Source organism: Marinobacter sp., from assembly GCF_034669625.1.
Taxonomy (GTDB): Bacteria; Pseudomonadota; Gammaproteobacteria; order Pseudomonadales; family Oleiphilaceae; genus Marinobacter.
In genome coordinates this window covers 363982-376302 of record NZ_JAXMOY010000001.1, presented here as the reverse complement: position 1 = coordinate 376302, position 12321 = coordinate 363982, and the positions used below count along the sequence as shown (strand labels likewise).

At 55.7% G+C, this 12321-nt stretch carries 10 protein-coding genes; 3 read left to right on the top strand and 7 right to left on the bottom strand.

The window, feature by feature from the left end; all coding sequences use genetic code 11:
* Positions 1 to 24 precede the first annotated feature (24 nt).
* Complete coding sequence (locus VOI14_RS01670) at positions 25 to 1224, top strand: TAXI family TRAP transporter solute-binding subunit (RefSeq protein ID WP_323750282.1); 1200 nt, start codon at positions 25 to 27, stop codon at positions 1222 to 1224.
* 92 nt (positions 1225 to 1316) lie between these two features.
* Entirely contained in the window at positions 1317 to 3251 is a 1935-nt protein-coding gene (locus VOI14_RS01665; RefSeq protein ID WP_323750281.1) for a TRAP transporter fused permease subunit, read from the top strand.
* 86 nt (positions 3252 to 3337) lie between these two features.
* Here VOI14_RS01665 and VOI14_RS01660 read toward each other — a convergent pair whose 3' ends face one another.
* The 7 genes from VOI14_RS01660 to VOI14_RS01630 all read right to left on the bottom strand — a co-directional run bounded on the left by VOI14_RS01660 (position 3338) and on the right by VOI14_RS01630 (position 10474).
* The gene (locus VOI14_RS01660; RefSeq protein ID WP_323750280.1) at positions 3338 to 4273 is read right to left on the bottom strand and encodes a 2-dehydropantoate 2-reductase; all 936 of its coding nucleotides are present in this window, start codon (positions 4271 to 4273) and stop codon (positions 3338 to 3340) included.
* Positions 4270 to 5940 (bottom strand): long-chain fatty acid--CoA ligase, encoded by a 1671-nt coding sequence (locus VOI14_RS01655; RefSeq protein ID WP_323750279.1) that lies wholly within the window; start codon positions 5938 to 5940, stop codon positions 4270 to 4272. Before VOI14_RS01655 ends, VOI14_RS01660 begins: the two co-directional genes overlap by 4 nt.
* Positions 5941 to 5965: 25 nt before the next feature.
* On the bottom strand, positions 5966 to 6745 hold the full coding sequence (gene surE, locus VOI14_RS01650; protein ID WP_323750278.1) for a 5'/3'-nucleotidase SurE: 780 nt from the start codon (positions 6743 to 6745) through the stop codon (positions 5966 to 5968).
* The gene (locus VOI14_RS01645) at positions 6742 to 7806 is read right to left on the bottom strand and encodes a phosphotransferase (protein ID WP_323750277.1); all 1065 of its coding nucleotides are present in this window, start codon (positions 7804 to 7806) and stop codon (positions 6742 to 6744) included. The genes surE and VOI14_RS01645 overlap by 4 nt, the downstream gene beginning before the upstream one ends.
* 84 nt (positions 7807 to 7890) lie before the next feature.
* Positions 7891 to 8658: an SDR family oxidoreductase gene (locus VOI14_RS01640; protein ID WP_323750276.1), complete on the bottom strand. Its 768-nt coding sequence runs from the start codon at positions 8656 to 8658 to the stop codon at positions 7891 to 7893.
* Positions 8659 to 8752: 94 nt separating this feature from the next.
* Positions 8753 to 9955, bottom strand: a complete 1203-nt coding sequence (locus VOI14_RS01635) for an acyl-CoA dehydrogenase family protein (RefSeq protein ID WP_323750275.1) — start codon at positions 9953 to 9955, stop codon at positions 8753 to 8755.
* A gap of 78 nt (positions 9956 to 10033) precedes the next feature.
* Positions 10034 to 10474, bottom strand: a complete 441-nt coding sequence (locus VOI14_RS01630; RefSeq protein WP_323750274.1) for a PaaI family thioesterase — start codon at positions 10472 to 10474, stop codon at positions 10034 to 10036.
* Positions 10475 to 10718: 244 nt separating this feature from the next.
* Between VOI14_RS01630 and VOI14_RS01625 the strand changes: the two genes are divergently transcribed.
* Positions 10719 to 12320 (top strand): class I adenylate-forming enzyme family protein, encoded by a 1602-nt coding sequence (locus VOI14_RS01625; protein WP_323750273.1) that lies wholly within the window; start codon positions 10719 to 10721, stop codon positions 12318 to 12320.
* Position 12321 lies beyond the last annotated feature (1 nt).

The window sequence follows — 12321 nt, the reverse complement described above, 5'->3', positions numbered from 1 at the left end:
TATAAAGTATAAAAAAGGTGGAATATGATCATCAAAAACCAATGGCGACGTGTCTATACCGCTGCATCCATCACCGCAGCACTAACTATCAGTTCGGGAAGCCTTGCCCAGGGCAACGACTTCGATTGGCCTAGAATGCTGATTGTCGGCACACCCAGCACGGCAACCGGGGGCTTCGCGTCGTCCAACGCCTGGGCGCCCATCCTGCAAAAACAGGCGGGAATGGCGGTACGCGTTATACCCGAAGACTCCGAATTCATACGTTACCAGCGCCTGACCGTCGACAAGAATATCCATATCAGCTCATCGAGCGTAGCGGAAGCCCGGCTTCAAACTGAAGGTCATGGCGCCTATGCTGCCACCAAACCTGTCCCGCAACGCATCGTATGGCATCACAATGACACGCCCTGGGGATTGGTTGTCGCGGGCGATTCCGAGCTCAAGACCGTTGAAGACCTGAAGAAAGGCGGCGTTCGGATGTCGGATGGCATTTGGACATCCGCCATGACGACCACGGCCAGAAAATCCCTACCCGCCTACCTCGGACTGTCGGAAGAAGAAGCACAGGAAACCATTAGCTACGTGCCTGCTAGCAGCTACGCCGAGAACTGCCGCTCCGTCGTCGAGGGCAAGGTTGATGTTGCCTGGTGTGCAACCATCAGCGGCCTGCTGTCGGAAATGGAAGGCGCACCCGGCGGCATTCGCTGGCTGCCGATGGATTCGGACAACACAGAGGCATGGGATCGTTTTCTTGATCACAGCTCGATGGTTGTTCCTACAGAGATCGGTATCGGTGTTTCCTCAGCCCACGGTATCGACGGAGCCACATCGAACTTCGTCTATGCAGCACCCGAAGACATGGATACCGACCTGGCCTATAACCTGGCGAAGTGGTTCCACGAATCCTATGACGACTACAAGGGCACGCACCCGCTAGCCGCGCGCATGTCACTGGAGCAATTCCGTAACTACCTCGACCGCACGCCACTACCCGTTCACGAAGGCACAGTGAAGTATCTGCGGGAAGTCGGAGCCTGGACAGAAGAGGACGATATCTGGAACCAGCAAGCCATTGCCAAAATGGACCGCTGGATGGAGGCTCGTAAAGCCGCCATGGCCGAAGCAGGAGAAAATCGGGTCAAGATGAGTTTCGATAATCCGGAGTATCGGGATATTCTCGACAAGCACACCGAGGGATTGGAACCGTTCAGATCCCGACTTTAATCGGCAGGTAATAATGAGCATGTGGGTAGCTAACGCCGCCCACATGCTCGTTGCACATTGACCGTTTTATCAGGCCATTCGGGCAGCTAATCATGAACAACACACCATCGAAAGCGCAGGACACGATGCCGCAGTCGGAAGTCACCCGACTTGGCGGCCTCTTCTCCTGGCAGAGCATTATCTTTGTTATTCTTTGCGTCACCGGTGTGACCGTCGGCGCAGCCTATATCTTCGGCGCAACCTGGGATAATCAGCCCCTGCTGGAGGGGCAGTACTACTGGATATTCATTGGCTGTTTCACCGCAGCTGCGTATATCGCCCTCCCCGCCACGCCACGCCATAAAAAGGTGCCAATCTACGATATCGTTGCCGCGATCATTGCGCTGACGGTCAGCTTCTACTTTTCCGCCCACGCCTGGGAAATGGTACAAACCGGCTGGACCCATCACATTCTGGGCACTGTTATAGCGTTATTAATGCTCGAACTGGCCCGCCGCAGTGGCGGATTCCCGTTCCTGCTGGTAGTGCTGGTGTTGGGTATCTACCCTCTGGTCGCGGACATGCTTCCCGGTCTGCTGATGGGTATTCCCTACGAATTCGATCGCATGATGGCGGCTCACGTCTTTCGCGCGGAAGGCATGATGGGCATCACCACCAAGATCGTTGCAGAGATCACCCTCGGCTTCCTGGTCTTCGCCGGCGTGCTACTCGCCACAGGCGCAGGCCAATTCTTTATCGACCTTGCGAATGCCGGATTTGGCCGCTACCGGGGTGGACCCGCAAAAGTCTCGGTAGTCGCCAGCGCGTTCTTTGGCAGCCTGTCCGGATCGGTTTTCTCCAACATCGCCGGTACGGGTTCCATTACTATCCCGGCCATGAAAAAGGCTGGTTATCCGCCACACTACGCCGGCGCAATCGAAGCCTGTGCGTCCATGGGTGGGGTGGTTATGCCGCCGGTGATGGGTGCCATCGCGTTCGTCATGGCCATCACCATCGGCGTGGACTATGCCACCATCCTGATCGCAGCCATCATTCCCTCGCTGTTGTTCTACTTTGGTTTGCTGCTGCAGGTCGATGCCTATGCGGCCCGCACTGGCATGAAGGGCGTACCACAGAGCCAGTTACCGTCGGCACGCCGGGTACTAAAGCGTGGCTGGCCGTATCTCCTGGTCATGATCTTTCTGGTCTGGGGCTTACTCTACATGCGCTGGGAATACTACGCGCCATGGTATGCCAGCCTCTTGATGATTGCCCTATCGTTTCTTCAGCGTGATACCTGGATGACGCCGAAAAAGACCTACGAGACAGCCCGACAGATCGGTGTCCTGGTCACACAGACAGCGGCCATCATCCTGCCGATTGCCTTCGTGGTTAGCGCGCTGACCATCACCGGCGTCACTGGCTCGCTCACTTCAGGTCTCGTGGGTATGGGCGGTGGAAACATCTATCTGGTCCTCCTGTTCGGCATACTGGCCTGCTTCATCATGGGCATGGCGGGGCTGGCAATCGTCGCTTACATATTCCTGGCCGTGACCCTGGCGCCTGCCATCATCGAAGTCGGTGGACTGAACAAGATCGCCGTACATTTCTTCATCGTCTACTACGCGATGGTCTCGGCAATCACCCCACCGGTCGGTGCGGCAGCGTTTCTGGCCGGCACCATCGCCGGTGCCAAGCCGATGCAGACGTCGTTCATGGCCATGCGCCTCGGAGTGGTCATCTACTTCGTGCCCCTGTTCTTCCTGTTCCAGCCATCGCTGGTACTGCAGGGAGACTTGATGCCGCTCACCTACCTTCTGCCCTCCATCGTTGCCGGCATCATGCTCATTTGCGCTGGATTCGAAGGCTGGTTGCTAGGCGTAGGTCGGGTCAGGACGCTGTTGAGGCTGCCACTGGCTGCCGCCGGTTTTGCGTTCAGCTTCCCCGGACTGATGACCAGTGTCCTTGGTGGCATCATCTCCGTTGTGCTTGTCGCCATGGTTTGGCTCGACAACCGCGGACAGGGAGCGCCAATTGCTGTGAAATAGATACAAAAACGGGCCGCTTCCAGTGGAAGCGGCCCGTTTTTGTTAACCTTACGTCTGAATAAAAGAGCCTGAAGACTCCCGAAATACTATCCCCGCCCTTCCAAAGCCGCCCGCATTTTCAGAGTAACCAGCACCGTGTTCAGGTGAGGCACAGCAATGCCATGGTGCATGGCCAGCGCGACCACATTACCCAGCACGGCCTCGCGTTCAATCGGGCGATCATTCAGATAATCCAGCGCCATGCTGTTCTTGTAGGCGGGCATCTTCCGTGTCGCATCAATGTTCTGATCGACCAGCCCCTCATCCAGGGGATAGCCTTCGGCTGCAGCGACACTCATAACCTCAGCCATCATGGCCCGGATCAATACTTCACCGCCTTCCGTGTCCAGAATAGTCCGGGTATCCGCACCGTTGGCAATGACAGACAGCGGGTTAAAGGGTGTGTTCCAGACGCACTTGCGCCAGCGTTCACCCACCACACGTTCAGTGAGATCAATCTTTATACCGCCGTCTATAAACAGCCCAGACAGGGTCCTGCAGTTCGCATCAATACCTTCCGGATACCGCCCAAGCACCAGCTTGCCATAGGCCTTATGTTCAACGACACCAGACTCAGTCCGGCTCGCGGCAATGAAGGCCAGACAGCTGACAAGCGGATTATCCGGGTAGGCGTCAGCCAGCTCTTTCTCGATATCGAGGCCGTTTTCAATCAGTACCAAACAAGTTTTCTTCCCCATCCAGGGAGCAACCAGTGCGACCCGGTCTACACCGGGCAGCACTTTTACACACAGAATCAGAAAGTCCGGCGCTTCGTCAGCCTGGTCACCATCGCGGTAGACATGATCAGGCTCGAACGATAGATCTCCAAGCGGGCTGGTTAGACGGATGCCCTGGGCTCTGACTGCGTCATAATCTGATCGCAACACCGTGCTAACAGAACAACCGGCCCTTTTGAGTATCGCACCATAAAAACTCCCGATAGCTCCCGCACCAACAATCAGAACACTGGGCGTATTTTTCATGCCTCCGCTCGTCCTTTCCATTCTTCGTCCTGAAGCGCTCGCCACATCAGTTTGCCCGTAGGCGATTTCGGCAACGCCGTCACGAATTCAACAACGGTCGGCACTTTATAGACCGCCATATATTCCCGACACCAGTCGGTAATATTCTCAACACTGGTGCTTCCCTCGGCGTCAGGTGTGAGCACGATGCAGGCTTTTACCGTCTCACCACGTTTGGGGTCTGGCGCCGAGATCACGCACACTTCATGAATAGCCGGGTGGCGGTACATCAAGGCCTCAACTTCCGACGGCCAGACTTTGAACCCGGAGGCATTGATCATTCGCTTAAGACGATCAACCATGAAGAAATAACCTTCCTCATCGTAATACGCCAGATCGCCGGTACGGAAGAAACGTTTACCATCAATCTCGATGAAGGACGCTTCCGTTTCAGCAGGCCGGTTCCAGTATCCAAGGGTTACTTGCGGGCCATTGGTCACGATCTCACCAGTTTCCCCCGGCCCCACCTCTTTAAATGTTTCTGGATCAATAATCCGGCTATCCACATCAAACACCGGAATTCCCAGACACTGGTCTTTGGGGCGAGCATTGGGGTTAATGTGGGTCGCACCCATGGCTTCGGACATGCCGTAACCTTCGATGTAATCAAGGCCTGTCAGCTTTTTCAGTTTTTCTGCAACAGCGGCCGGCATGGCCGCGCCTCCGCCACCAATCATGATCAGGCTGGAGAGATCGTAGTTGCCAATATCCGGGTTAGAGAGAAAATCCACCGCCATGGTAACGATGTTGGTCCAGGCTGTGACCTTGTATCGTTCCAGGAGCTTTGAGGCCGTGGTTCGGTCCCAGCGCGTCATAATCACAGCCGTGGAGCCCGAAAAGATCGGCCCGTTCATGGAACCCGTCATGCCGGTTACATGGAAAAATGGCAGGGTAGCCAATTGCACGCTGTCGGGGGTACTCAGGTTCCAGAACACCCGGTGTACCGTTGTTGCCATTACCGAGCGATGGGTGTGCATGCAGCCTTTAGGCGCGCCGGTGGTGCCCGAACTGTACGGAAACACCGCCAGATCGTCCGGGCCTGCGGTGTGCTCTGAAGGACTATGGCCTGGCGCCATCGCACTCTCCCAGCTCACCACACCGGTTACATCGCCGGACCAGGCCGGGGCTGCCACTTCTGCGGGCAGTTCCAGGTCGGTATTCGGTTTAATGTAGGTGCTGTATGAGGCGACTACTACCTGCTCAAGGTCCGTCGTTTTTACCAGCGGCGCAATGTAGTCCACGAGCTCCTGGCCCGCCAGACATACAGCGGCTTGGGTATCCGCGATATAGTGTTCCAACTCAGCAGTCCGGTTCATCGGATTCACCGGAATTACGACGGCATCTGCGCGCAAAATCGCGTAGTAGGAAATGACATACTGCGGCGAGTTCTGCATATACAGCAGCACCCGATCACCTTTTTTAACACCCTGTGCCTGCAGGTAGCCTGCCATGGCCTCTACTTCCGCCAACAAGTGACGGTATGTGATGTGCGCATCATAGAAAATAATGGCGGTATGATCAGGGTACCGCAGGGCCGAGATTTCCAGATTGGTAAAAACACTGGTATTCGGCAGGGTCATTGTCTTTGGCAGTTCTTTGGGCCAGACATCGTAATGGCGTGTGAACATGGTTCTTGTTCTCTTCAGGTTAAATTCAATTTGTCGGCATGGAGGACAGATCAAGCTCTTTGATATCCCCCGGCAGGGATCCTTCGTGCCGCAGGGCGGCGATGGCGATGGCTTTATCTCTCAGCACCGCCACATCCGAGTCCGGATCCACGATGTGCTGGGAGCTCCGATTAAACCCTAGCCACCAGTAAGGCAGGCTACGGGCATCCTGCCCAGCCAGCAGTCTGGCGTCCTGAATGGAGCCACTGGACTGATGACAAAGGCGCGCAGAGACAATGTCGTCGGCATCGCAAGCGGGAAAATTCACGTTCCAGGCGCGGTTTTCACCGGGCTGCCACAGCTGTCGGATGACCGTCTCACCGAAGCGTTCAACCGGTCCCCACTGAATGCCGTCTCTGGATAAGAATGCCTGGCTCAGGGCAATGGCAGGAATGTTCATATGCTGGGCGCTGAGCACGGCTCCCACCGTACCTGAATACTGCACCGAATCACTGATGTTGGCACCACAGTTAACGCCAGACAGCACCAGATCCGGAGGCGTTTCGCCAAACCACTGGGCAAGGGAAAACAGCACACAATCTGCCGGAGTACCAGAAACCGCAAAACGCTTATCTCCGGTTTCGTATACCCGCAAAGGATGGTGTATGGAAATGCTCTGCCCTGCGCCGCTTCGATCGTGCTCCGGGGCAACCACCCAGACTTCTTCCGCCAGATTACGGGCAATCTTTTCCAGCCTCGCCAACCCCGGCGCGTTGATGCCATCGTCGTTGGTAATGAGAATGCGCCTTACAATGGGAGCCGTCATGCTCTTTCTCCTTCACAGGCAATTTTCCAGCCGGTCTCGGCTAGCATACTCGCCCGCGCGCCCACTTCCAGAGCATTGGCGTTGGCAGCATTACCATCCAACGCGCGCTTGTATACGCCCTGAACAATAGACGCCAACCGGAACAATGAAAATGCTAGATACACGTGCCAGTCAGCGATGCCTTCACGACCCGTTTTAGCGCAGTAGCGGGCGATGATTTCCGCCTCATCCGGAACACCCAGTGCCTCCAGGTCTTCGCCCTTCAACCCGCGCATACCCGGCATATCGGATGGCAAATGATAAGGCAGGCAGCAGTAGGCCAGATCCGCCAGCGGGTGCCCGAGAGTAGAAAGCTCCCAGTCCAGAATCGCAATCACCTCAGGCTGATCCGGTGCCAACATCAGGTTGCCGAAACGATAATCTCCGTGGGCGATAGCACACTCATCCGTCGAAGGGAGGTTTTCGGGCAACCACGCCATCAGCTTGTCCATGGCCGGCATCTCGTCCGTTTTAGCGGCCAGGTACTGTTTGCTCCAGCGCGCTACCTGCCGGGCGACATAGCCTTCCGGACGACCGAAATCAGACAGACCCACCGCATTCACATCAACGGAGTGCAGCTCGGCCAGCGTGTCGATGGCGGATTGATAGGCCGGCAGTCTTTCTTTGCGGTCCAGTGCGCGCAACGCTGAATGACTGACGATGCGGCCCTCAAGAAAGTCCATTATATAAAACGGTGTGCCGATCACATCACTGTCTTCACAGAGCACGCGGGCCTTGGGTACCGGCAAGGAGGTGTTATCTGACAGCGCACGGATAACCTTATATTCCCGCTCAACCATGTGAGCAGAAGGAAGCGTTTTTCCCGGTGGCTTCTTACGCAGGACATAGCGGCCACTGTCAGTATCCAGCAGGTAGGTCGGATTGGACTGGCCGCCCTGGAACTGTTTTACAACAAGGCGGTTTCCGAAACCCGGCATGGCTTGCTGGAGCCAGGACAGAAGTTTAGCTTCGTCGAATTGGTGGGCCGGGAGGACGTCTACCAGCTCTGGGGTTATGCTCATTTTTTTTACTGCCTTCATTATTGTTGGCGACTTTGTGCTGAGGCGATGGTCTGCGACCGATGCTTTGTTTGGGTTATTGGCCGCTCAGCAGATAGTTTCGCCGCCGTCGGCGACTATGGTCTGGCCGGTTATGTATGCACTGGCTTTGGTTGACAGGAATACCGCCAGGCCAGCAATATCGACTGGATCGCCGATTCGTCTTAACGGGGTTTTGTCTTCCGCGCGCTTCACACGTACGGGATCTTCCCAGAGTGCTTTAGCGAAATCGGTTTTGATCAGACCCGGGGCGATGCTGTTGATACGGATGCCTTTCGGACCCCATTCCACCGCCAGATTTCTTGCCAGCGCTGCTTCTGCGGCTTTGGATACACCGTAGGTGCCGATGGTGGTATTGCCACGGATTCCGGCGATGCTGGACAGCAATACGATCGCGCCCTCACCTTTCTCCGCCATCTGCGGCAGCACCATATTCGTGAGCCAGAAAGTGCCTTTGACGTTGGTGTCCATGATCTTGTCCCAGGCCTCGTCGGTCATTTCGGAGGTTGGGCCGTAAACCGGGTTGGTGGCGGCGTTACATACCAGTACGTCGATACCACCCCAGGCTTCGTTGGTTTTGTTCACCAGGTTCTGAAGGTCATCTTTTTTTCCGACGTGGCAGGGTATGGCTATGGCCTCATAACCCTGGGCGTTCAATTCATTTGCCACTTGCTCGCAGGCTTCGGCTTTGCGGCTGGAGATAACAACTTTGGCGCCCAGCCGGGCCATTTCTTCAGCGATTGAACGGCCAATACCTTTTGTAGAACCCGTAATCAGGGCAACCTTTCCAGTCATATCAAAAAGCGGGTTATTCATAACTCGATCCTCATACTCGAAGCTTCAGGAACGTGCGGGAACAGCGTGCAGGGAATGCCCCTCTGAACGCTGTGCCACCAAGGTTTTAGTCTGATTAGCGGTACTGACGGAGCTCCATCTTGGCAACAGAGTCCAGATGCACCTCGTCCGGACCATCGGCCAGCCGCAACGTCCGCACTTTGGCCCATGCTGAGGCCAGGAAGGTGTCCTGGCTTACGCCAGCGCCGCCGTGCACCTGAATGGCACGATCGAGCACCTTCAACGCCATGCTCGGAGCAATCACCTTGATCATGGCGATTTCCTGACGAGCGACCTTATTGCCCACAGTATCCATCATGTGGGCTGCCTTTAGCGTCATAAGCCGGGCCTGCTCAATCTCGATACGGCTGCGAGCAATGTCCTTGCGGATAGAGTCAAAACTGGACAGGGATTTGCCGAATGCCTCGCGCTGATTGGCGCGTTTGCACATCATTTCCAACGCACGTTCAGCAACGCCAATCGTGCGCATGCAGTGGTGAATGCGGCCCGGCCCAAGGCGACCCTGAGCGATTTCAAATCCGCGCCCCTCACCCAACAACATATTGCTGACAGGAACCCGTACGTTCTCGTAGTGAATCTCGGCATGACCGTGAGGTGCGTGGTCATACCCAAACACCGTCAACGGACGGGTCAGTTTTACGCCGGGAGCATCCAGAGGAACCAGGATCATGGATTGCTGCTGATGCTTAGGTGCAGCCGGGTCGGTCTTGCCCATAACGATGGCAATTTTGGCGGAAGTGGTCATGGCACCGGACGACCACCATTTTTTGCCATTGATCACATATTCATCACCCTCTCGGCGAATCTCACAGGCAATATTGGTGGCATCCGAAGAGGCTACTTCGGGCTCGGTCATGGAGAAGCACGAACGAATCTCCCCGGCCAGCAACGGCCTCAGCCACTGTTCCTGCTGCTCCTCATTACCGTAACGGGCGATGGTTTCCATGTTTCCGGTGTCTGGCGCGGAGCAGTTGAACACCTCCGGAGCCATTTCAGAGCGGCCCATAATTTCGCAAAGGTGGGCATATTCAAAGTTGGTCAGACCGGCACCCAGATCGCTCTCCGGCAGAAACAAGTTCCAGAGGCCTTGGGCTTTGGCTTTTGCTTTCAGTTCTTCAATGATCGGTACCGGTGCCCAGCGGTTCTCGGCCGCTTCAATCTGTTCGTGATGCTTGGCCTCATTGGGATAGATGTTCGCATCCATGAACTCAGTCAGCTGCGCCTGCAGTTTTTTAGCTTTATCAGACAACGCGAACATATTGACTTCCTTATTGTTGGTATCAGGTCTGTGGCCGGCTTTGGGAGCCCGTCAGGTTCTTGTTTTAACGACTGCAAATCAGATAGGGACACCTTCCGGCTTATCGCTGCCGGAGCGAATCCGGAACGTGCCTTCAGCAATGGCAAGCAGGTTGCCTTTATCGTCATGAACCTCGCCATTGCTGTTGAAAATTCGCGTACCACCGGCCCGCTTGCGCCCAGTCACACGAATGGTGCCGCCGGAGCACTGCCCGGTGAAAGTGGTGGTCAAAGACAAGGTGATCGCTTTACGCATCCGCCCCGGGTAAGGGCAATGTGTACCAGCCTGAGCCAAGGCAATATCCAGCAGCGAGGTCAGCACGCCACCGTGAATAACGCCACCCAGATTCAGATGCTTGGGCTGCAACTCCAACTCAATAACCGCTTCGTTTTCTTCCCAGGAGGCCTGGCGGTAGCCGAGTATGTTGTGAAAGCCAGGTAGCTCCGAACTGTCGAGATAAAGGGGTTCTTTCTTGTCCATTACGCTTTCATTCCTGGCAGGTTCAAAGAAGCTGTGTTGCCGCCGTCGACCGGCAGCGCCTGACCGGTGGCAATAGCCACCCGATCATCAATACGCCTCATACCGTTGTTCCTTGTGCTCTTGGTTTTATTATTACGCTATCGGTTTTGCTTTCGCATTAATTTGTCATGCATTACGCTTTGGAGTCAATATATCGGAAGCAAGTTTCACTAGTCAAAACACGATGACAGCACAAGGAATAAAAATGAAAAGTAATTTGAGCGAAATGCCGGTGTATGCACCCGTAACCCCCAACGAGCCGATGGAGGCGATCTGCCACCGTATACAGACGTTTGCCAACACGCAGCCAGATCACCCGGCACTGATTAGTGAACAGGGCACTCTGAGCTGGCAGGGCCTTCTGGAACAGTCCAATCGGATAGCCAATCGTTTAAGAGACGCCGGCCTGCAGCAAGGTGACACAGTCGCAGCATTGTCAGAGAACAGTGCCGATTACGTCGCGCTGTACCTGGGTACACTTGCGGCGGGCGGCTGCATGGTGCCGCTGTCAGGTATGGCCAGTGCTGAAGCACTGCAGCTGATGCTGGCTGATTGCGGTGCACAATTTCTGTTTGTTTCCCAGAAAAACCGCGCGCTCCTTGATAGTTTTCGGCCCGAGTTAAGCGAAATAGTGGACGACCATATTATTGCTCTGGGCGAAGACGGCAAAGGAATTGGCCAGACACTGGGTGACTGGATGGCTAACGCCTCAGCTGAGGCCCGGCCCGCGGATGTATCACTGGACGCCCCGTTTAACATCATCTATAGCTCCGGAACCACAGGCACCCCGAAGGGCATCCTTCACGACTACCGCTTCCGGCAACGCCAGATGGTGCGTATGAGCCGTTTCGGACTGGATGGCGATGCCATTAACCTGGTTTCAACACCGCTCTATTCCAATACGACGCTGGTATCCGTGTTACCCACGCTGTTTCACGGTGGCACCCTGGTATTGATGGCAAAATTTGATGCTCGGCGCTTTCTGGAGCTGGCAGAGACGCACCGCGTCACGCACGCCATGCTGGTACCGGTGCAATATCAGAGGATTCTGGCTGAGCCAGAATTTGATCACTTTGATCTATCCAGCTTCAAGCTAAAGCTGTGCACCAGTGCTCCACTGCGACCAGACGTTATAGGGGATGCCATGGCACGCTGGCCCGGCAACATCCGTGAGGTGTACGGACTGACCGAAGGCGGCATTTCCACCAGCCTGGACTGCGCCGCACACCCGGACAAATGGAGCACGGTGGGCGTGCCCACAGAGGGCGCTGAAGTGCGGGTGATCGACGATGATGGCCGTGAACTGCCTAAAGGCGAAACCGGCGAGCTCGTTGGTCGCGCCATTTCGATGATGCGGGGCTATGTGAACCGGCCCGAGCAGACCGAGGAAATGTTATGGACCAGCCCTGAAGGCGATATTTTTTATCGTAGTGGGGATATGGGGCGAATCGACGAGGACGGGTTTATCCATATTCTCGATCGCCGCAAGGACATGATCATCTCGGGTGGTTTCAACATCTACGCGGTGGATCTTGAAAAGGCCCTGCTGGCGCACCCTGCAGTGGATGATGTTGCGGTTATCGGCATTCCCAGCGAACAATGGGGTGAAACCCCCCTGGGTCTGGTCGTTCTCAAGCCCGGACATAATCATTCCGGGCCTGAGATTCTTGAATGGGCCAACGAGCAACTGGGCAAGAGCCAGCGGATCTCAGCTATTGAGTTCCGCCATGAACTTCCCCGCTCCACCATAGGCAAAATCCTGAAACGGGAACTGCGCGCACCCTATTGGCAAAAGGCCGCACTCTAAT

What these genes read in the sequence shown, in the direction of transcription:
- VOI14_RS01670 (WP_323750282.1), top strand. Translation starts at nt 25, where the DNA reads ATGATCATCAAAAACCAATGGCGACGTGTCTATACCGCTGCATCCATC.
- VOI14_RS01665 (WP_323750281.1), top strand. Translation starts at nt 1,317, where the DNA reads ATGAACAACACACCATCGAAAGCGCAGGACACGATGCCGCAGTCGGAA.
- VOI14_RS01660 (WP_323750280.1), bottom strand. Translation starts at nt 4,273, where the DNA reads ATGAAAAATACGCCCAGTGTTCTGATTGTTGGTGCGGGAGCTATCGGG.
- VOI14_RS01655 (WP_323750279.1), bottom strand. Translation starts at nt 5,940, where the DNA reads ATGTTCACACGCCATTACGATGTCTGGCCCAAAGAACTGCCAAAGACA.
- surE (WP_323750278.1), bottom strand. Translation starts at nt 6,745, where the DNA reads ATGACGGCTCCCATTGTAAGGCGCATTCTCATTACCAACGACGATGGC.
- VOI14_RS01645 (WP_323750277.1), bottom strand. Translation starts at nt 7,806, where the DNA reads ATGAGCATAACCCCAGAGCTGGTAGACGTCCTCCCGGCCCACCAATTC.
- VOI14_RS01640 (WP_323750276.1), bottom strand. Translation starts at nt 8,658, where the DNA reads ATGAATAACCCGCTTTTTGATATGACTGGAAAGGTTGCCCTGATTACG.
- VOI14_RS01635 (WP_323750275.1), bottom strand. Translation starts at nt 9,955, where the DNA reads ATGTTCGCGTTGTCTGATAAAGCTAAAAAACTGCAGGCGCAGCTGACT.
- VOI14_RS01630 (WP_323750274.1), bottom strand. Translation starts at nt 10,474, where the DNA reads ATGGACAAGAAAGAACCCCTTTATCTCGACAGTTCGGAGCTACCTGGC.
- VOI14_RS01625 (WP_323750273.1), top strand. Translation starts at nt 10,719, where the DNA reads ATGAAAAGTAATTTGAGCGAAATGCCGGTGTATGCACCCGTAACCCCC.